The 21,301-nt window shown below is 54.3% G+C and carries 18 protein-coding genes; all 18 read right to left on the reverse strand.

Annotated elements, in window-relative coordinates:
* On the reverse strand, window positions 1-605 hold a 605-nt coding region (locus JWR17_RS00005; RefSeq protein WP_299827076.1), incomplete at its 3' end, for a DegT/DnrJ/EryC1/StrS family aminotransferase.
* A 3-nt stretch (window positions 606-608) separates the two neighbouring features.
* Window positions 609-1,442 carry a GNAT family N-acetyltransferase gene (locus JWR17_RS00010; RefSeq protein WP_299827077.1) on the reverse strand — a complete coding sequence of 278 codons (834 nt, stop codon included), beginning with the start codon at window positions 1,440-1,442 and terminating at the stop codon, window positions 609-611.
* A 205-nt stretch (window positions 1,443-1,647) separates the two neighbouring features.
* On the reverse strand, window positions 1,648-2,175 hold the full coding sequence (gene rfaH / locus JWR17_RS00015) for a transcription/translation regulatory transformer protein RfaH (protein WP_299827175.1): 528 nt from the start codon (window positions 2,173-2,175) through the stop codon (window positions 1,648-1,650).
* A gap of 420 nt (window positions 2,176-2,595) precedes the next feature.
* Complete coding sequence (locus JWR17_RS00020) at window positions 2,596-3,648, reverse strand: Wzz/FepE/Etk N-terminal domain-containing protein (protein WP_299827079.1); 1,053 nt, start codon at window positions 3,646-3,648, stop codon at window positions 2,596-2,598.
* Window positions 3,649-3,762: 114 nt separating this feature from the next.
* Window positions 3,763-4,656 (reverse strand): glucose-1-phosphate thymidylyltransferase RfbA, encoded by an 894-nt coding sequence (rfbA, locus tag JWR17_RS00025; protein WP_299827081.1) that lies wholly within the window; start codon window positions 4,654-4,656, stop codon window positions 3,763-3,765.
* Between the two features lie 304 nt (window positions 4,657-4,960).
* Window positions 4,961-6,037: a dTDP-glucose 4,6-dehydratase gene (gene rfbB / locus JWR17_RS00030; protein WP_299827083.1), complete on the reverse strand. Its 1,077-nt coding sequence runs from the start codon at window positions 6,035-6,037 to the stop codon at window positions 4,961-4,963.
* Window positions 6,038-6,326: 289 nt separating this feature from the next.
* The gene (locus JWR17_RS00035; protein WP_299827085.1) at window positions 6,327-7,787 is read right to left on the reverse strand and encodes an MBL fold metallo-hydrolase; all 1,461 of its coding nucleotides are present in this window, start codon (window positions 7,785-7,787) and stop codon (window positions 6,327-6,329) included.
* Between the two features lie 144 nt (window positions 7,788-7,931).
* The gene (locus tag JWR17_RS00040; protein ID WP_299827087.1) at window positions 7,932-8,171 is read right to left on the reverse strand and encodes a lipopolysaccharide assembly protein LapA domain-containing protein; all 240 of its coding nucleotides are present in this window, start codon (window positions 8,169-8,171) and stop codon (window positions 7,932-7,934) included.
* Window positions 8,172-8,195: 24 nt separating this feature from the next.
* Window positions 8,196-8,492: an integration host factor subunit beta gene (gene ihfB / locus JWR17_RS00045; protein ID WP_299827089.1), complete on the reverse strand. Its 297-nt coding sequence runs from the start codon at window positions 8,490-8,492 to the stop codon at window positions 8,196-8,198.
* A 164-nt stretch (window positions 8,493-8,656) separates the two neighbouring features.
* Complete coding sequence (locus JWR17_RS00050; protein ID WP_299827091.1) at window positions 8,657-8,827, reverse strand: hypothetical protein; 171 nt, start codon at window positions 8,825-8,827, stop codon at window positions 8,657-8,659.
* 344 nt (window positions 8,828-9,171) lie between these two features.
* Window positions 9,172-9,408, reverse strand: coding sequence for a hypothetical protein (locus JWR17_RS00055; RefSeq protein ID WP_299827093.1), 237 nt, complete (start codon window positions 9,406-9,408; stop codon window positions 9,172-9,174).
* A gap of 336 nt (window positions 9,409-9,744) precedes the next feature.
* Window positions 9,745-11,436, reverse strand: coding sequence for a 30S ribosomal protein S1 (gene rpsA / locus JWR17_RS00060; RefSeq protein WP_299827095.1), 1,692 nt, complete (start codon window positions 11,434-11,436; stop codon window positions 9,745-9,747).
* A 122-nt stretch (window positions 11,437-11,558) separates the two neighbouring features.
* Window positions 11,559-12,248: a (d)CMP kinase gene (gene cmk / locus JWR17_RS00065; protein ID WP_299827097.1), complete on the reverse strand. Its 690-nt coding sequence runs from the start codon at window positions 12,246-12,248 to the stop codon at window positions 11,559-11,561.
* The gene (locus JWR17_RS00070) at window positions 12,245-14,467 is read right to left on the reverse strand and encodes a bifunctional prephenate dehydrogenase/3-phosphoshikimate 1-carboxyvinyltransferase (RefSeq protein ID WP_299827177.1); all 2,223 of its coding nucleotides are present in this window, start codon (window positions 14,465-14,467) and stop codon (window positions 12,245-12,247) included. The genes cmk and JWR17_RS00070 overlap by 4 nt, the downstream gene beginning before the upstream one ends.
* 28 nt (window positions 14,468-14,495) lie before the next feature.
* Entirely contained in the window at window positions 14,496-15,608 is a 1,113-nt protein-coding gene (gene hisC, locus JWR17_RS00075) for a histidinol-phosphate transaminase (protein WP_299827099.1), read from the reverse strand.
* Window positions 15,609-15,739: 131 nt separating this feature from the next.
* Entirely contained in the window at window positions 15,740-16,834 is a 1,095-nt protein-coding gene (pheA, locus tag JWR17_RS00080) for a prephenate dehydratase (RefSeq protein ID WP_299827101.1), read from the reverse strand.
* On the reverse strand, window positions 16,834-17,919 hold the full coding sequence (gene serC / locus JWR17_RS00085; protein ID WP_299827103.1) for a 3-phosphoserine/phosphohydroxythreonine transaminase: 1,086 nt from the start codon (window positions 17,917-17,919) through the stop codon (window positions 16,834-16,836). Before serC ends, pheA begins: the two co-directional genes overlap by 1 nt.
* Window positions 17,920-18,089: 170 nt before the next feature.
* Window positions 18,090-20,882, reverse strand: a complete 2,793-nt coding sequence (gene gyrA, locus JWR17_RS00090; RefSeq protein ID WP_299827104.1) for a DNA gyrase subunit A — start codon at window positions 20,880-20,882, stop codon at window positions 18,090-18,092.
* Window positions 20,883-21,301: the final 419 nt, after the last annotated feature.

The raw sequence follows: 21,301 nt of genomic DNA on the forward strand, positions 1-21,301 counted from the left end.
TTTTTTATAACAAGCATCCCGCCATCGACTGTAGTCATATGCTTGATGGCTTGAAAGGAAAATATTGCATAATCTCCGATGCTGCCAATTGGTTGGTCATCGTATTCAGCTCCCAGCGCGTGTGCACAATCCTCAATTAGAGACAAGCTATATCGGTCAGCAATATTTCTTAACTCTTTAAGACTCGCAGGGTAGCCCGCATAATGCACAACACAAATAGCTTTTGTATTCGTAGTTATCAGGGCCTCAACCGAAGCTGGAAACAAGTTTCCAGTCGTCGCGTCAACATCGGCAAATACGGGTTTTGCGCCAACTTGCAGAATAGTAGTGTTAGTTGGCTCAGCGGTCATCGAGGTCGTTATCACCTCGTCTCCCGGCATAACGCCTGACAGCAGGAACGCTAAGTGTAAGGCAGCTGTGCCGCTACTCGTGGCAAGTACGTTTTTCAATTTAAATTGTTCTGAAAACCTTTTTTCGAACTGGTAAACAAACTCCCCTTCTGCGATCATCCCGCTATAAAGTACTGATTCCAAAGCTGGCATCAACCGATCACGCGAAGGCATCGCGACCTTTACTAGCGGAATCATGGGGTTTTTATTTGACATGATTTAGACTCTATCAAGAAATTCGATTGCAATGTAATTTAATATGGATGAATTTTTTAATTCTTTAACCATACACACCGCTGAAGGTTCAAGGCTGATTTCGAAGTTCCGTTCTAGCAATTCAACAATTATCCCATCGCTTTCTAACACGTTGAATGACCACTTATTTGGTAAAGAACTCATTAACAGGTCGACGACATCACTATTCTTCCCTTGCCATTTTGCTAATGTAATTCCCTTATTTTGGGTTTCCAGAACTACTATACTTGCAAGCTCACTTCTGATTAATTTACCGGTTTTTGCGAAAGGTGGTAATCCTTGTTGCTTTTTCGTACTTAATAGATCTGGCCACACATCGGTCGAATAAATTACTTTGCACGTGTTTACACATTTTTGTTCAGCAGTTCCAAACATTTCTTGTACGTTCGAAATAAACCCGTGACGGGTGTAAATCTCTGGTAGTTGAGTCCAGAGTAGCAGTGCATCAAGATTAATTTTCTTCCCATGTTCGATCGCTTCTGACATGAGGCGATTGCTAAAGCCGTTCCCCCTCCACCCCTCCGCCACACAGACCAAACCAATCAGCCCGATGTATCTATCATCTGCCATGCTAATTATTTTTATTATTAGCGTTGCAATTATTACCTGCTTATTCTCAGGTTCAGCATCGTATAAACCGATGCAAACAACGTTTTCATTATTATCCATCCACGGAAAATGGACTGGAAGACTGATTCCGCGCCCTTTTGACGCAAAAAAAACGTTCCATAGTAGGGTTCGGCTAGGTGCTGGTACACCCGCCGTGAAAACAACCGTCAGAGTGTCGGGGTTGATCACTAAGTTAAGCTCCTGCCCGAGATCATAAATCATATATCCAAGGTTAGTGCAAAATGCAATTTTTTGCCGTCTATCGGGTGGTTACGATCTCAACCGCGCTCGCCTTGGAGGTCGTTCAAGCACGCTACCGCCCCAGGATTTACCGTTGGGTTCCTGAAAACGCGTTCATCTATTGTTCCCACTGAATCATTAGGACTCAGTGGCCTCACCTGTTGCAGTCGATACTCGCCATCGGTACGGTAATTTGGTGTTGACGGTTTAGAAAATGGATCAGCAAAATAACTCGCTCCTCACCGTCCATTGAAATAAAGATTGCATCAAGCTCACTGGCTGCGCCATCAATAATTCGTACATTATCGCCTAAGCTTAGCTTCATCTTCACGTCGATTTCTACTCGATCCTGAAGCTGTTTAATAAGACTATCATCCACTGCAACTGGCGCTCCACCGAAGTTGACAACACGACTGACTCCTCGCGTCGAGCGAAGTGGTCCCCAGTTGGATTCTCGGGGGAGGAAAATAAATAGGTAACCTGGAAACAGCGACTCAGTGACCCACATCGGCTTGCCGCGGATAATTTTTTCAAATTTCCGCTTAGGCCGAAAAATTTCATAGCCTTGGCCAGCCAGATTCTCTTCAGCACGCTCATCCTGCCGTAGCTTGCACTGGACTAGGTACCAATTTCTCTCCGTCGCGTACGTTGAGCCATCTGCAGTGGCTGTAAAAATAGTCATCATTCTTTCATCATTGACAATGCGTCCATAGCTAAGTCGGGCTAGCTGATTGAGTCTTCTGGCCATGCAACCCACCGGTTCCATGGGGCGATGCAGACAAAAACGGCGGTAACTCTACCCGGCATATATTCAACTCGCCGACACTGATTGCCTTTTGGACCGTAACGTTGAGTGCTCCTATCCCATCAAATTGCCACCTACAATTACCCTAACCTCAAGTGGTGGAAGGATAAAGCTGATGCTAAATTCTAGCAAACCTTCTGGTCCTCATGTGCAGAATCACTTTTCGATAGGGCGTTCGCGCGTGTAGTAATAGGGAGGCACGCACATCTCCGCGTTGTATCAAACCAACTCCGAGCGATCATGCCCCCAACAGTAAATAAATGAAGCAACCTGACGCTGCTCGGATATTAGCTATCCCTATCGACTCCGACCTTTTCGAACTAAAATCAAATGGCGGAACAGAGCGATCAGCAAACCTAAACCTCCACCCAGAATCATGCCTACTGCAACGATTAAAAGCTTTTTCGGTTTAATAGGACGATCTGGTTGTTCTACAGAGCCATCAACCCTATAAACCGACACTGCATTAGGATTAACTTGCATATTCTTGTAGAAGCTCTGTTTAATTTGCAATGATCGAAGAGAAACAATGAACGGGTCATTCGACTTACGTTCGTCGAGATTTCTGATTTCAGCCTCAAGCGCCTTGGTCCCACGCATATAGGTTAGTTCGCCATTCATTGCGGCTGAAACTTCTGCCGCAACGTTGCCCGAAATTATTGGAGGGTCCGTAAGGTGGATAGCTTGTGCTATTTTTAACGCTTCATGCAATTGGGTTATGGAGTCTGCGCGGATTTTATCTTCGGTCTCCTGTAACGTTATAATTTGTTGACCTAAATTGCGTGCACGAACCTCCGCCTCACGGGCAACGTTTTTAATCACTTCGTTTTTAGCTGCGACACCAGCCCGAGCAACAAATGCTTTAGTCCACTCTGTAGCTTGAGCTGGATTTTGACTCTGGACACTTACCGAATAACGATCTGGTTGCTCTTTTGTAGGAAGCCCTATAGCCAAATCGTTCAAATACTCAGAATATAAACCATCTTGTGATCCGACTCTTCTAGCCTCTGGCAATGAAGGTAAATACACCTCTACAAAAAATGCCCTGCGCAAATCCTCGCTTTGAAGATTTCTGATAAAAACGTCATATATATCTCTTATAGAAAATGGAACAAGTTCAGCCGCTGTCGTCCGCCCGTAATTGAAATCGGCGATCTCATTCGACGTCGGAGGTTGCAAAAAAATGCGAGCCTCGTAGATAGGTTTAGTCAGAAGTGCATAGGCAGCAGCGATGGCGGTTACAAGTACCGCTACGCTCACGATCAGAAGCTTTTGCTTCCAAAGGACACCTAATAATTCGAACAGATCAATTTCATCCGCATCCTGCGTGCTTGCTGAGTTATTCACCATTTTGGATCTCTGGCCTTATTTGACATTGGTTAGCTTGGTTTTACCCAGCCCTTGCTTTGATTTTGTGAAGAATGATGATGCCACAATACTGCAGAATCAAACTTCGTTTTGCTCCTAGCGACCCTGCTCGTCCAGCAGCTTCTGCAAATACAGCCCGTAGCCGGTCTTTTTCAACCGGCTCGCTTGTTCGCCCAATTTCGCCGCGTCAATCCAACCCGAATTGAACGCGATCTCTTCCAGACAAGCGACCTTCAAACCCTGACGCTGCTCAATTGTGTGAACAAAATGACTCGCCTCAAGCAGCGACTCATGAGTCCCGGTATCCAGCCAGGCGAAGCCACGACCCAATATCTCTACATTGAGGCTCTGCTGTTCGAGATAGGCGAGGTTGACGTCGGTGATTTCCAGCTCGCCCCGCTCGGAAGGCTTGATGCTTTTAGCAATTTCCACGACCTGGTTGTCATAGAAATACAGGCCAGTGACCGCATAATTCGATTTCGGCACAGGCGGTTTTTCTTCAATGCTCAGGGCACGGCCAGATTTATCGAACTCGACTACACCAAAGCGCTCGGGATCGGCTACGTGGTAGCCGAACACCGTTGCCCCGTGAGTCTGGTCGTTAGCGGAGCGCAGGTTGTCGGAAAAGTGCTGGCCGTAAAATATGTTATCGCCCAGGATCAAGCAGCATGGGTCTTTGCCAATGAACGCTTCGCCGATGATGAAAGCCTGGGCCAAGCCATCAGGGGTAGGCTGTTCGGCGTACGTCAGCTGAATACCGTATTGACTACCATCTCCTAACAGCTTACGGAAGGAAGGGAGATCCTCCGGAGTAGAAATGATCAAGACTTCACGCATGCCGGCGAGCATCAGAACCGACAACGGATAGAAAATCATCGGCTTGTCGAAGATTGGCAGCATCTGTTTAGACACACCCAGCGTCAGGGGATGCAGGCGCGTGCCCGAACCACCAGCGAGGATAATGCCTTTACGAACAGGGGTGGTGGTCATCTAGTCAGGGCTTCCGTAAGCATTCGGGTTACTCCACTTTGCCAATCCGGCAAGTGCAGCGAAAAAAGTCGCGCAGTTTCTGAGTATCCAGACGAAAATTCAAGTGGTCGCCGAGCAGGTATTGGATAAGCCGCAGTAGCCATTGGTTCAACTTCCTCGACGGACGATCTTTCGCCGGCAGTCGCAGGATGGAAAACACCATGATTAGTGGAAGATTGCGACGCTGTTCGTAATCCACCCAGCATATTGAGCAAGCGCTGTAGCTCCCAATCTACCTGGCTGTTTTTCCCTAACAACCAAATCTTCATGGCTTGCCTGAGGCTGTCGTGTAGTGGGCATCAATCCACTGCTGATAAGCACCGCTCTTTACGTGTGCAACCCATTCCGGGTTATCCAGGTACCACGCCACGGTTTTGCGAATGCCTGACTCGAATGTCTCTTGGGGCACCCAACCCAGCTCTCGCTGAATCTTGCTGGCATCGATTGCGTAGCGCAGGTCATGCCCTGGCCGATCTTGTACGTAAGTGATCAAACTCGCGTGCGGGCGGAATTTTGAATCAGGTCTTAGCTCATCAAGCAATTCACACAGCGTGTGGACGACATCGAGATTCTGCTTCTCGTTGTGGCCACCGATGTTGTAGGTCTCGCCGACCTTTCCAATGGAAACGACCTGGTACAACGCTCGGGCGTGGTCTTCCACATACAACCAATCGCGCACTTGATTGCCTTTGCCGTATACCGGCAGCGGCTTGCCTTCCAAAGCGTTAAGGATGATCAGCGGGATCAACTTCTCAGGAAAATGGTACGGGCCGTAGTTGTTCGAGCAGTTGGTTACCAAAATGGGCAGGCCGTAGGTACGGCTCCAGGCGCGGACCAGATGGTCGGAGCTGGCTTTGCTGGCCGAGTAGGGTGAGCTCGGCTGGTAAGGTGTCTCTTCGGTGAAGAGGTCATCGGGTGCTGCCAGGTCGCCGTACACTTCATCCGTGGAGATGTGATGAAAGCGGAAGGCGGCCTTGCGAACGTCGTCGAGGCCGTTCAAATAGTGTCGGGCCACTTCCAACAAGGTGTAAGTGCCGATGATATTGGTCTGGATAAACGTCGACGGGCCGGTGATTGAGCGATCCACATGGGACTCTGCGGCCAGATGCATCACGACGTCAGGATTATGATCGCGAAATACTCGCTCAACGTCATCGCGATTACAAATGTCGACCCGCTCGAACGCGTAACGTGAGTCATTAGCCACCTCAGCGAGAGACTCTAAATTGCCCGCGTAGGTCAGTTTATCGACGTTCACTACAGAATCAGAGGTGCTGGTAATAATGTGGCGGATGACAGCGGACCCGATAAAGCCTGCACCGCCAGTGACTAAAATCTTCACGCGAATCAAATCCCTGATTGATTGGGCCAAGTGTAGGAAAGTCTTGTCCAATCTTTAAATAGACTACCGCCCCGCCCCTCAGCAAAGGGAGCGGTCGACTGAGACCGGCGATGTGACAGCCGAGCTTGACGGCTCAATGCGCCATCTTACCGCTAAAACGTGCTTTGTTATTAATACAAACATATTTTATCTAGACGATTTTTTCGTTATAAACGAACGGTTATGAAAATAGCGTTGGCGTGACCCGAACCAAACATATGCTGATCCGAGTCATGCCTAAAAAAAAAACTTAGCTGCCAGCGATCACGACCTCCCCTTCCCGCTTCGCCAGCGAATACTTCCTACGTAAAACCTCACTCAAAGCCTTCTTCGCCCCAGCCTCCCCATGAACCAGCCTGATCTCCGAAGGCCACTCATCCATACCCGTCACAAAATCCACCAATCCCTGCTGATCAGCATGAGCGGAATAGCCGCCTAAGGTAGTGACGGCTGCACGAACCACGTAGCGATCTTTGTCCAGCTCAACATACCCGCCCCGTGGACCATGAGCCTGGAGCGCTGCCCCTGGAGTTCCTTTGGCCTGGTAGCCGACGAAGATCACGTTATGACGGCTGTCACCCAGCATGGCTTTCAAGTAGTTAACGATTCGGCCACCTGCGCACATCCCGTGGCCAGCAATCACAATCGCCGGGCGAGCGGTGCTTGTCAGGTAATTAACGGTTCGCAGGTGTTGGTCGTGGCTGTCGATGGTGACCAATTGAGAGAACTTGAGCGGTGTGCGACCGCTTTCGAGCCGAGCCGATGCTTCGGCATCCCAGGTATCGTCGAATTGCTGATAAACCTTTGTGATGCGACTTGCCAGCGGAGAATCGAGGATGATCGGCAACTGCGGCCAGTTAACGGTTTCGCCTCGCTGATTGTCCCCTTGCGTAAGGTAGGTGTTGTGCCCAAGCGCTTTGCGGTGAAGGATGTCCTCGATCTCGTAGAGCAGCTCTTGAGTACGGCCCAGGCTGAACGCGGGGATTAATATCGTGCCGTTGTCTTCAAGCGCTTTATCGATAGCCTGCTCCAGGCGCAGGTGACGGGTCGTGCGGTCTTCATGCAGACGATCACCGTAGGTACTTTCCAACAGCAGAATATCCGCACGCTCCGGGGATTTGGGGCTTGGCAATAGGGGGGTGTGCGACGCACCCAGGTCACCGGAGAACACCACGCGCTGCTGCCTGTTTTCCACGTGATAAACCATGTCGCATTCGACGTAGGCCGAGCCTAAGACATGGCCGGCGCGCTGCAGGCGAATACGACAGGTCAGTTCCGGCAAGCTAATAAGGTCGAACCACGTATTGAAGGGCAACGCGATGGTGCGCTTGGCAATCAGCTCAAGGTATTGGTCAACCTCTTTCTGGGTACGACCGACTTGAAGCCGAAAGGCATCTTCCAGAACCAGAGGCATCAGCTGAGCCGAGGGCTCGCTGCAGAGTATCGGGCCCGAGAAGCCCGCCGCCAACAACTGAGGGATGCGACCGATGTGGTCGGCATGAACATGAGTCACGATAAGCGCTTTGATGGTTTTTAGCGAAAACAGCACTGCGGATTGCGCGGCCGCAGCCTCCTTTCCGTTGCCGACATCAGAACCTTGAAACAAGCCACAATCAATCAGGAAGCTATGCTCGGCATCAACACACAGTTGATGACATGAACCGGTAACGCCTTGTGTAGCACCGTGATGAATGATCTCAGGAAAAAGCATGCGACTCCCTTGGGTAAAGCGATTTTGAGGCGCAATTAGCCCATAAAAAACAGGCTAATGCAGCCAAACCAAGGGGGAAATAAGCGGCTAACGTTTTACAAAATCTTTCTGCCGCAGTAAGGCGGCGGGATTAAAGACCGAAGATCAGGCGGTTTTAACCCCTTTGGGTCGCTTGCGCAGTGAAGCGACCCAACTTAGCAGCGGCCCGATCATCATTCCGACGAGCAGTGCCAGAATAATAGGGATTGCTACCGACATCTGCGGCCCCGCCCAACCAAGAAAGACCAACGCAACAGGCTGTTGGTTTTCCAACATGAACACTACCGTCGCCAGAACTACCAGCGATGTGATTAAGACAAAGATGACGCGTTTCAAGTTGCGCATTTGGCGCTCCTGTCTACTGGAGCATTAATAGCCCTCTTCCTCGTCTTCATTGACCCGGTCGCGCAATTCTTTTCCCGGTTTGAAGTGAGGGACGAACTTGCCATCCAGGCTAACGGATTGGCCAGTCTTCGGGTTCCGGCCTACGCGGGGGGCACGGTAATGAAGGGAGAAGCTGCCAAAGCCACGTATCTCGATGCGATCACCGGTGGCGAGGCATTGGGACATTTGCTCAAGCATTGTCTTGATGGCCAGCTCGACATCCTTGGATGAGAGCAGTCCCTGATGGGTGACAATTCGTTCGATCAACTCCGACTTCGTCATATTTTTCCCTTCTGTTTCAAGCAGCTAGGTAAAGCGCTTCAAAGGTTTTAGCATGACTTGAAGGATTTGAACAGTCCGAGGGTTGACTTATCTGGATGGACGAATGGGCTCGAGTGCTACGGATGTTATTTTTCACAAAACGACTGCACGAAGGTCCCTGCTGACTAATGGCAAACGATCAGCATGCGGCGACTAAAATAGCCTGCAGGGTTCCAGCCAAACGCATAGTCATCGGGATCTTCTTTGACATCGCTGGACTTGGCGATGACCTTGTAAGCGCGGGGGCGGCACACATGCTCGGCCCGGGTATAGCACCGGTCCCAGTTGGAAAACATACCTGAACATTCAACCCGTACCGCGCTTTGACCGCGTACGGCTTTGGTTTTTTGGGCGGAGGAACAACCGGCAAGTGTGATTATTAGCAGCAATATTATAACTTGGCGCATGTATTCCCTTATGCGGGCGTGTGCCCGGCGACATCTCGGAGATGCTCTGAGTCTAGCCGGGTATGGGCCTGACTGTCTGCATCGGAAAGATAAGCGCGGGACGCGGGAATATTCCTACAGAAAATGTTGGAGGCGGGACTCTCGGGCCGGGCGGTCTATGCGGGCGGATTGCAGACAGCAAAAAGCCCGGATAACCGGGCTTTTTGGCTGACCCCTGTAGGGCTGTCAGTCAATCAATAGCGCTGATACTGCGAACCGAACTCTTTGCGGTTTTCAGCGACGATCACGTTGCCGTGCAGGTTAGCTTCCAGACGATCAAACGTCTTGGCTGTGTTGTCAGCAACGCGGACGTGATCCGATTCAGCGACAACCACCGGCTTGGCGGCCGACGTGCTGGTCATAGGGCTGGCGAAGGCTGAAGTAGCGGCCAGAACCGAAAGGGCAAAGCCGAAAGCGATGGTAGTTTTCATGGTTAAGCTCCAGTAGGTAGTTCAAGAGAGGTTGTTGGAAGCGATGGCGCTAAGTTACCGCCCTGCCCTTCATATGAAAAACCACGGGTAAGCATGATGACTATTGTTGGTGTTGATTCGTGGGGTTCGCCGACGGAGGTCGGTGTATCAGGCGACACCGAGTTGTGGCCATTTGCGGGTAAGCCTGTTCCACAGGATCCATAGGAGGGTCCGCCACGTCTTCGACGCCGCGCTGTCGCGCAGCAAACACAAACCTGTAGGTGCAGGGCCTTCACTAAATCGCAGGCATGAAAAAGGGCGACCGAAGTCGCCCTTTTTCTAATGGTTAATCAGAACTTAGTTCTGTTTTTCCATTTGTGCGCGAAGCAGGTCACCAATGGTGGTAGGACCTGTGCTTTCCGCAGCTTCTGGCTTAGTGCGCAGGCTTTGGATAGCTTCTTTCTCGTCTTCAACGTCTTTCGACTTGATGGACAATTGGATTACGCGGCTCTTGCGGTCAACGCTGATGATCTTGGCTTCAACTTCTTCGCCTTCTTTCAGAACGTTACGCGCGTCTTCAACGCGGTCACGGCTGATTTCGGAGGCTTTCAGGGAAGCTTCGATGTCGTCGGCCAGAGTGATGATGGCGCCTTTGGCGTCAACTTCTTTAACGATACCGCGAACGATAGCGCCTTTGTCGTTGGTCATCACGTACTCGGAGAACGGATCGCTTTCCAGCTGCTTGATACCCAGCGAGATGCGCTCACGCTCTGGATCAACAGACAGGATCACGGTGTCGAGCTCGTCGCCCTTCTTGAAGCGACGTACGGCTTCTTCGCCCACTTCGTTCCAGGAGATGTCGGACAGGTGAACCAGGCCGTCGATGCCGCCGTCCAGACCAATGAAGATACCGAAATCGGTGATCGACTTGATGGTGCCGGAGATTTTATCGCCCTTGTTGAACTGGCCAGAGAAATCTTCCCATGGGTTAGATTTGCACTGCTTGATGCCGAGGGAGATACGACGACGCTCTTCGTCGATGTCCAGAACCATAACTTCCACTTCGTCGCCAACTTGTACGACTTTCGAAGGGTGGATGTTTTTGTTGGTCCAGTCCATTTCGGAAACGTGTACCAGGCCTTCAACGCCTTCTTCCAGCTCAGCGAAGCAGCCGTAGTCGGTCAGGTTGGTAACACGAGCGGTCACGCGAGTGCCTTCTGGGTAACGCGCTTTGATAGCGACCCATGGATCTTCGCCCAACTGCTTCAGACCCAGGGAAACACGATTGCGTTCGCGATCGTACTTCAGGACCTTGACATCGATCTCATCGCCAACGTTGACGATTTCCGATGGATGCTTGATACGTTTCCAAGCCATGTCGGTAATGTGCAGCAGGCCATCGACGCCACCCAGATCGACGAATGCGCCGTAATCGGTGAGGTTTTTGACGATACCTTTGACTTGCTGACCTTCTTGCAAGGATTCCAGCAGAGCTTCGCGCTCAGCGCTGTTCTCGGCTTCAAGGACGCTACGGCGGGAAACGACAACGTTGTTGCGTTTCTGGTCGAGTTTGATGACCTTGAATTCGAGCTCTTTGCCTTCCAGGTGGGTGGTGTCGCGCACTGGGCGGACATCAACCAGAGAACCAGGCAGGAACGCACGGATGCCGTTAACGTCGACAGTGAAGCCGCCTTTAACCTTACCGTTGATAACGCCCTTGACCACTTCTTCAGCTGCGAAAGCCGCTTCCAGAACGATCCAGCACTCAGCACGCTTGGCTTTTTCGCGGGACAGCTTGGTTTCGCCAAAGCCATCTTCGACCGCGTCCAGTGCAACGTGCACTTCGTCGCCGATCTTGATGGTCAGCTCGCCAGCATCGTTGTGGAACTGCTCAAGCGGGATGAGGCCTTCAGATTTCAGACCGGCGTGGACCGTCACCCAACCAGCCTGGTAATCGATATCAACGATGATCGCGGTGATGATCGAACCGGCCTGAAGGTTGAGGGTCTTTAGGCTTTCTTCAAAAAGTTCTGCAAAGCTTTCGCTCATTTTAATTCCTGTTGATCAAGGGCGAAGAATACGCCCATCTGCCACATTCCAGACAACGTGGGTTTCGTTCAAGTAAAAGAAAGCCTGTGGGACTATGACTGGTCTCCCACACGCTTCTTCTGTCATCCGGCGATATCGCGTAATGCGACTTCACTCAAGATGCGTTCCAACACCTGCTCAATCGATAATTCGGTGGAATCCAGCTGTATGGCGTCATGCGCCGGCTTGAGCGGGGCTACCGCTCGCTGGGTGTCACGCTCATCGCGTGCACATATCTCATCTAGCAGACTCGACAGACTAACATCATCACCCTTGGCCTTCAACTGCAAGTAACGGCGACGGGCACGTTCCTCGGCCGTAGCGGTAAGAAAAATCTTCAACGGCGCGTCGGGAAAAACCACCGTACCCATGTCGCGACCGTCTGCCACAAGGCCTGGCGCTTCGAGGAAGGCGCGCTGACGCTGGAGCAATGCATCGCGAACCGCAGGCAAAGAAGCGACCTGTGACGCGCCATTACCAATCTGTTCGTTGCGGATGGCGTGGGTAACGTCCTCGCCTTCGAGGGTAATACGCTGCCCATGATCATCGTTGCCGGCATTGAACTGCACGTCCAGGTGCGCGGCGAGCAATTTCAGCGCTTCTTCGTTGGTCAGGTCGACGCCGTGGTTGCGTGCAGCGAAGGCCAGCAAGCGATACAGCGCACCGGAATCCAGCAGGCACCAGCCCAAATGCTTGGCCAATCTGCCGGCGACCGTGCCTTTACCGGAACCGCTAGGCCCGTCGATGGTGATGACTGGAGGTTGAATCTTCACGACTGCGCCTCTTTAACGACCCGCATGCCGACTTTCCCACACAATTCGAGGAAGTTGGGGAACGAAGTGGCAACGTTGGCGCAGTCATGAATGCGGATCGGCGCCGACGCACGCAGGGAAGCCACGCTGAAGGCCATGCCAATCCGGTGATCGCCATGGGCGTGGACTTCACCGCCGCTGAACGCGTCAGCGCCAAAGCCAGCGCCATCAATAATGATGCCGTCTGCGGTTGGCTCAGCTTTGACGCCCAAGGCGAGTAAGCCGTCCGCCATGACCTGAATGCGGTCTGACTCTTTGACGCGAAGCTCTTCGGCGCCGCGCAATACCGTACGCCCATCGGCACAGGCCGCAGCCACGAACAGCACCGGAAATTCGTCGATGGCTAATGGCACCAGTTCTTCGGGGATGTCGATGCCTTTGAGTTTGGCCGAGCGCACGCGCAGGTCAGCCACAGGCTCGCCGCCGACTTCCCGTTGGTTTTCGAGGGTGATGTCAGCGCCCATCAACCGAAGGATGTCGATGACCCCGGTGCGGGTCGGGTTGATGCCGACGTGTTCCAGCAGTAAATCCGAGTTTTCGGCAATTGACGCCGCCACCAGGAAGAACGCCGACGAGGAGATATCCGCAGGCACTTCGATGTGGGTCGCGGTCAGCGTGTGGCCAGATTCCACGGAAGCGGTGCTGCCCTCGGTGGTTACCGGGTAGCCAAAACCGCGCAGCATGCGTTCGGTATGATCGCGGGTTGGTGCGGGCTCGGTGACGCGGGTTTCGCCCTCGGCGTACAAGCCCGCCAACAACAGGCAGGATTTAACCTGGGCACTCGCCATCGGCAAGGTGTACGTCAGACCTGTCAGACGCTTGCCGCCACGGATGACCATCGGCGGACGGCCTTCAGCGGCAGTCTCGATCACGGCGCCCATTTCCCGCAAGGGATTGGCCACGCGATTCATCGGACGCTTGGACAATGACGGGTCGCCGGTCAGGGTGCTGTCGAAACTTTGCGCCGCCAGCAAACCGGACAGCAGGCGCATGGAAGTGCCGGAGTTGCCCAGATAGATCGGGCCCGGAGCCGCTTTCAAGCCATGCAGGCCGACCCCGTGAACGGTCACGCGGCCATGGTTCGGGCCTTCAATGACCACGCCCATGTCACGGAACGCCTGGATGGTCGCCAGGGCGTCTTCGCCTTCGAGGAAGCCTTCGACTTCGGTAGTGCCTTCGGCCAGGGAGCCGAGCATGATCGAGCGGTGAGAAATTGATTTGTCGCCTGGAACTCGGATGCGTCCGGAAACGCGTCCACCAGGGTTAGCCAGGAAGATCAGGTCGTTGGAGTTCATAGCGTCCACATAGGCCCGACGGGCCAGGATTTTACTGAAATGCTCGCGAGCAACACGGGCGCGGGTGAAGACGCCCAACAATTGATGCCCATCCCCTGCATCGACCGCGTCGCGCAAGGCGTCGAGATCGCTGCGAAATGTATCTAATGTGCGTAACACCGCCTCGCGGTTGGCGAGAAAGATGTCGTGCCACATCACCGGGTCGCTTCCGGCGATTCTTGTGAAATCGCGAAAACCACCCGCAGCGTATCGAAAAATGTCCAGATTTTCGTTGCGTTTGGCCAGTGAATCCACCAGACCAAAGGCCAGCAGGTGCGGCAAATGACTGGTGGCGGCCAACACTTCGTCGTGGCGCTCGACCTGCATGTGCTCAACATCTGCGCCCAGCTCAGACCATAAGCGGTCGATCAGGGCCAATGCCGCCGGGTCAGTTTCGGCCAGCGGGGTCAAAATAACTTTGTGGCGACGGAACAGCTGGGCGTTGGACGCTTCCACCCCGCTCTGCTCGGACCCGGCAATCGGATGCCCAGGCACAAAGCGCGCGGGACAATTACCAAAGGCCAGGCGCGCGGCACGCACTACATTACCCTTGGCGCTGCCGACGTCGGTCAACACCGCGTCACCCAAGTCGAATGTCGCCAACAGCGCCAACAGTTTTTCCATCGCCAGAATAGGCACGGCGAGCATGATGACGTCAGCGCCGCGACAGGCGGCAGCAATGTCGCCTTCGCAGCGATCAACCACACCTAGCTCAATGGCCAACTCGCATGAGTGCGGGTTCAGATCGACACCCACCACTTCCCCACACAGCCCGCTTTCACGCAGGCCTTTGGCAAAGGAGCCGCCGATTAAACCGAGGCCGATCACCACCAGGCGACTGATCATAGGCCGGGCCGATTGCAGTGGCATGACATCAACCACGCGCCAGCACCGTCGCCAACGCGTCGAGGAACCGCAGATTTTCACTCGGCAGGCCGATGCTCACCCGCAGGTGATTGGGCATGCCGTAACCAGCAATCGGACGCACGATTACACCTTCGCCCAGCAGCCCTTGATACACCGAGGCGCTTTCGCGACCGAGATCAACGGCCAGGAAGTTGGCTTTCGATGCAATCCAGCTCAGGCCCAGCTCGCGTAGACCCTGCTCCAGCGAGCGCATGCCCACTTCGTTCAGGCGGCGGCTTTCAGCGACATACTCGACATCGTCCAGCGCTGCACAGGCGGCCGCCAGTGCAAGGCTGTTCACATTGAATGGCTGGCGGACGCGATTGAGTACATCTGCAACGGCTGGCGATGACAAGCCATAGCCGACACGCAACGACGCCAGGCCATAGGCTTTGGAAAAGGTGCGCGAGACCAGCAAGTTCGGATAGTCAGCCAGATAATCCAGGCCGTTCGGCAGGTCGCTGCCCGCGGCGTATTCGATATAAGCCTCGTCCAGCACCACCACGACAGTGGCCGGCACTTTGGCAAGGAAATCAGCCAACGCGCTCGGACCAAACCAGGTCCCGGTGGGGTTGTTCGGATTAGCGATGAACACCACGCGGGTGTCGCTATCGATAGCGGCCAACATGGCTGGCAGGTCGTGGCCCCACTCTTTGGCGGGCGCGACGCGGGCATCGGCGCCTACCGCTTGGGTGACAATCGGATAGATGGCGAATGCATGCTCACTGAACACCGCATTCAAGCCCGGCGCCAAATAGGCACGGGCGACCAGTTCCAGAATGTCGTTGGAACCGTTGCCCAACGTCACTTGATTGGCCTGAACACCGCAACGCTCAGACAGCTTGGCTTTGAGATCAAAGCCGTTGCCGTCCGGATAACGCGTTAGCTCGGCCAATTCGCGGTGAATCGCTGCCAAGGCTTTGGGACTGGCACCCAGAGGGTTTTCGTTGCTGGCCAATTTGATAATGCCGGCCGGATCGATGTTCAGCTCGCGCGCCAATTCATCCACAGGCTTGCCCGGGACGTATGGCGAGAGTTTTTGCACGCCTGGCTGGGCCAGAGCGAGGAAATCGCTGCTCATGCTAGTAAACCTTTTATCAAATAACCCATAACTTATTGAATTCGCACACACCAACTGTAGGAGCGAACGTGTTCGTTCCTACAGTTAATCTTCGGCAGCTCCCACAGTTACCGTGTTTGCCGCACGTTCTTTTACAAAACCGCTTTCGGGTACGAACCGAGCACTTTTAGCGCGACGGCTTCCTGACTGATCTGCTCCAGCACGGCTTTGATCAGCGGATCCCGGTGATGGCCCACGAAATCGATGAAGAACACGTAGGTCCATTTACCGCTGCGCGAAGGCCGGGTCTCGATGCGAGTCAGGTCGATCCCGTTCTGATGGAACGGCACCAGTAATTCGTGCAACGCACCGGGCTTGTTGCTCATCGACACAATAATCGAGGTTTTGTCATCGCCAGTCGGCGGGACTTCCTGGCTGCCAATAATCAGGAAGCGCGTGGCGTTGTCCGGGCGGTCTTCAATTTTTTCGGCGATACGCGTCAGGCCGTACAGGCCAGCGGCCATGTCCCCGGCAATCGCGGCAGAACTCCATTCGCCTTTGACGCGTTTGGCGGCTTCGGCGTTGCTGGCGACGGCGATACGCTCGACGTTCGGGTAGTGCGCGTCCAGCCACTTACGGCATTGGGCCAAGGACTGAGCGTGGGAATAGATGCGGCTGATGCTGTCGGTCTTGGTGTTATCGCCGATCAACAAATGATGGTGAATACGCAGTTCGACTTCGCCACAGATCACCATGTCGTGTTCGAGGAAGCTGTCGAGGGTGTGATTGACAGCGCCCTCGGTGGAGTTTTCCACCGGGACCACGCCGAAGTTCACCGACCCTGCGGCGACTTCACGGAACACTTCGTCGATAGCGGCCATGGGCAGGCTGATCACGGCGTGGCCAAAATGCTTCATGGCCGCTGCCTGAGTGAACGTGCCTTCCGGACCGAGGTACGAAACTTTCAATGGCTGCTCAAGCGCCAGGCACGAAGACATGATTTCGCGGAACAAACGCGCCATTTCTTCGTTGCCCAACGGCCCTTTGTTGCGCTCCATCACACGCTTCAGCACCTGGGCTTCGCGTTCTGGACGGTAGAAAACCGGCACTTCGCCTTCCTTCAGCGAGGCCATTTTCACCCGTGCAACTTCTTGCGCACAGCGGGCGCGCTCACTGATCAACTCCAGGACTTTCTCGTCCAGGCTGTCGATGCGTACCCGCAGCGCCTTGAGTTCTTGTTCAGACATTAGCCGTGTTCCTTCTCGAACTCTGCCATGTAAGACACCAGGGCATTGACCCCATGGATATCTACGGCGTTATAGATGGAGGCACGCATGCCACCGACCGAACGATGGCCCTTGAGATTGAGCAGGCCGTGCGCTTCGGCACCGATCAGGAACGGCTTGTCCAGACGATCATCGGCCAGACGGAACGGCACGTTCATCCACGAGCGATCGGGCTTGTTGATGGGGTTGCTGTACAAGCCGCTGGCGTCGATGAAGTCATACAGCGTGCGCTGTTTGAGGTCATTGCGCTTGCCCATGGCTTCAACGCCGCCTTGCTCCTTGAGCCATTCGAACACCAGACCCGACAGGTACCAGGACAACGTTGGCGGGGTGTTGTACATCGAGGCGTTATCGGCGGCGACTTTGTAGTTGAGCATGGTCGGGCAGATGGAACGGGCACGCCCCAGCAGGTCTTCGCGAATGATCACGACGACAATGCCGCTAGGGCCGATGTTCTTTTGTGCGCCAGCGTAGATCATGCCGAATCTGGAAATGTCCACAGGTCGCGACAGAATATCCGAGGACATGTCGGCCACCAGCGGGACATCGCCAGTCTCAGGGATCCAGTTAAATTCCAGGCCGCCAATGGTTTCGTTGGGTGCGTAGTGAACGTAGGCAGCGTCTTTGGACAGCTTCCACTCGTTCTGACCCGGAATAGCGAAATAGTCGTAAGGCTTGGCGGTGGCTGCAATGTTGACGTTGCCGTAGCGCGAAGCTTCTTCGATAGCTTTCTGCGACCAGATACCAGTGTCGATGTAATCGGCGGTGGCGTCTTCGGGCAGCAGGTTCAGCGGAATCTGTGCAAATTGCTGGCTTGCGCCGCCTTGCAGGAACAACACTTTGTAGTTCGAGGGAATGCTTAGCAGGTCGCGCAGGTCTTGTTCGGCCTTATTGGCTATGGAGACGAACTCATCGCTGCGATGACTCATCTCCATGACCGACAGGCCTTTGCCATGCCAGTCCAGAAGTTCCGCCTGGGCACGCAGCAGAACAGCTTCGGGAAGCGCGGCAGGACCGGCGCAGAAGTTAAAAGCTCGCTTGCTCATATCCACTCTCGTCAAATGCTGGGGTCTGTACGCGTTGCGTGTGTATCAAATGAACCGCATCTGTAGGAGCTGCCGAAGGCTGCGATCGGCCGGGAACCGGTCGCTGGACCTAAATCCATGAGGCCGTTCCGGCCTTATCGCAGCCTTCGGCAGCTCCTACAGGTTTTGCTTTACTCCTCTTCTGGCGCGTCGGCCTGGAGGGTGTCGGAGGCGTCGTCAGCGTCCGGGACGATCAAGTCATCGTCGCCTTCCATTACTTCGCCGTCGAATGCTTCGCCTTCAAGCTCCTCGCCTTCCTCACCCTCAACTTCTGAAGGTTCTTGAACGCGTTCCAGACCAACCAGTTTTTCGTCACTGGCCAGTTTGATCAGGGTCACGCCTTGGGTGTTACGGCCCAGGCTTGACACCTCATCGACACGGGTGCGAACCAACGTGCCCTGGTCGGAAATCAACATGATTTCTTCGCCGTCGAGTACTTGTACCGCGCCGACCAAGCGGCCGTTACGGTCGTTGCTGACCATGGCGATAACGCCCTGCCCGCCACGTTTGTACTCTGGGAACTCGGTGATCGCCGTGCGCTTGCCGAAACCACGTTCGGATGCAGTCAGAATCTGGCTGCCTTCTTCCGGGATCAGCATGGAAATCAGCTTTTGCCCTTCTGGCAGACGCATGCCGCGCACACCGCGAGCGGTACGGCCCATGGCGCGAACGTCGGACTCTTTGAAGCGCGTGACCTTGCCGCCGTCAGAGAACAGCATGACTTCGCGCTCGCCATCGGTGATAGCTGCAGAAATCAGGATGTCGCCTTCGTCCAGCTCCAGCGCGATCAGGCCAACACTGCGTTGACGGCTGAATTGCACCAGCGGGGTTTTCTTCACCGTACCGTTGGCGGTAGACATGAAGATAAACGGCGCTTTCTTCCGGTCTTCGGCCTTGATACGGGCTTTGCGTTCTTCTTCGGTTTCGTCGGTGGCGACTTCGTCCGACTCAACGGTGATGACATCATCACCGCCTTCTTCTTCGGACTTCTTGCGCATGGCTTCCATGTCCACCGGCAACATGGTGGTGATGTATTCACCCTCACTCAGCGGCAACAGGTTGACCAACGGACGACCACGGGCAGCGCGGGACGCTTCCGGAATTTCATAGGTCTTGAGCCAGTACACCTTACCCTTGCTGGAGAACATCAACAGCGTGGTGTGGCTGTTGGCAACCAGCAGGTGCGCGATGTAGTCCTCGTCCTTGACGCCAGTAGCCGACTTGCCTTTACCGCCACGGCGCTGAGCCTGGTAGACGGCCAATGGCTGAGTCTTGGCATAACCACCGTGAGAGATGGTGACAACCCGCTCTTCTTCGGTGATCAGGTCGCCCAGGGTCAGGTCCAAACGGGCATCGAGAATCTCGGTGCGACGGGCATCGCCGTATTCAGCGCGGATCAACTCCAGTTCTTCGCGGATGATTTCCATCAAACGCTCGGCACTGTTGAGGATGCGCAGCAGTTCGCCGATCTGGGTCAGGATTTCCTGGTATTCGGTCAACAGTTTTTCGTGTTCGAGACCGGTCAACCGGTGCAGACGCAGTTCAAGAATCGCCTGGGCCTGTTCTGGCGACAGGAAATACTTGCCGTCGCGCAGACCGTATTGCGGGTCAAGGTTGTCCGGGCGGCAAGAATCGGCGCCGGCACGCTCAACCATTTCAACAACCGCGCTGGATTCCCACGGGGTTGCGATCAACGCCACTTTGGCTTCAGCCGGCGTCGGCGAGGCCTTGATCAGCGCAATAACCGGGTCGATGTTCGACAAGGCAACGGCTTGACCTTCAAGCAAATGACCGCGTTCACGGGCTTTACGCAGCTCGAAAACAGTACGACGGGTAACTACTTCGCGACGGTGACGAACGAAGGCTTCCAGCAGGTCCTTGAGGTTCAGGATTCGCGGACGGCCATCAATCAACGCAACGATGTTGATACCGAAAACACTTTGCAACTGGGTCTGAGCGTAAAGGTTGTTCAGAACAACTTCCGGCACTTCGCCACGACGCAGCTCGATCACCACGCGCATACCGTCTTTGTCAGACTCGTCGCGCAGTTCAGTAATACCTTCGAGCTTTTTCTCTTTGACCAGCTCGGCGATCTTCTCGATCAGACGCGCCTTGTTCAGTTGGTACGGCAATTCAGTGATGACGATTTGCTGACGACCACCGACCTTGTCGATGTCTTCGATCATCGAACGCGCACGCATGTAAATGCGCCCGCGACCGGTGCGATAGGCTTCGACGATACCGGCGCGACCGTTGATGATCGCGGCGGTCGGGAAGTCTGGACCGGGGATGAACTGCATCAGCTCATCGATGGTGATGTCGGCGTTATCGATCAGCGCCAGGCAACCGTCGATGACTTCACCAAGGTTGTGCGGCGGAATGTTGGTCGCCATGCCCACAGCGATACCGCTGGAACCGTTGACCAACAAATTGGGGATACGCGTCGGCATGACCGCAGGGATCATTTCGGTGCCGTCGTAGTTCGGCACCCAGTCCACGGTTTCTTTATGCAGGTCGGCCAGCAGTTCATGCGCCAACTTGGTCATGCGCACTTCGGTGTATCGCATGGCCGCGGCGTTGTCGCCGTCCACCGAACCGAAGTTGCCCTGACCGTCTACCAGCAGGTAGCGCAGGGAGAATGGCTGCGCCATACGTACGATGGTGTCGTAAACGGCAGTGTCACCGTGGGGGTGATACTTACCGATAACGTCGCCGACCACACGGGCAGATTTCTTGTACGGTTTGTTCCAGTCGTTACCCAGTTCGCTCATTGCGAACAGTACACGCCGGTGCACAGGCTTCAAGCCATCACGCGCATCGGGCAGTGCTCGACCGACGATGACGCTCATCGCGTAGTCGAGGTAGGACTGTTTCAGCTCGTCTTCGATATTGACCGGGAGGATTTCTTTGGCCAGTTCGCCCATGAGAAGCCTGATTCCTTTTTCTGGTGAAACTTCGTCACATCCATGCGGGACGAACGAAGCTCGCCGCTGCAGGCGTTTGCCATGCAGCGACTTACGACAAATCAACGAGTTGTGCCATGGATCTGCGCAGTAAAGGCAGCGACATTGCACTGCCCTGGAAACCGCCGAATGTTATCACAATCGCGATCAGGGACCTATCCCTTGAAAGCCTGCCGAACCACTAATCGATGAGTGATCGGGCTTTATGGCGGCTCTGAGGGGCTTGGGCGGGTTTCGTAGCGGCTTGCTGACGGGTGTAAGTGATGCTGGAGACTGTGAAAAGGCCAGCATGGGGTTGCTTTGGTATGGAAATGTTGGTTGGCGTTGGATTTGGAGATCACGTGGCCTCGAAATCTCTGCAGGAGCGAATTCATTCGCGA

The sequence above is a fragment of the Pseudomonas sp. genome (genome assembly GCF_028293835.1).
Classification (GTDB): Bacteria; Pseudomonadota; Gammaproteobacteria; order Pseudomonadales; family Pseudomonadaceae; genus Aquipseudomonas.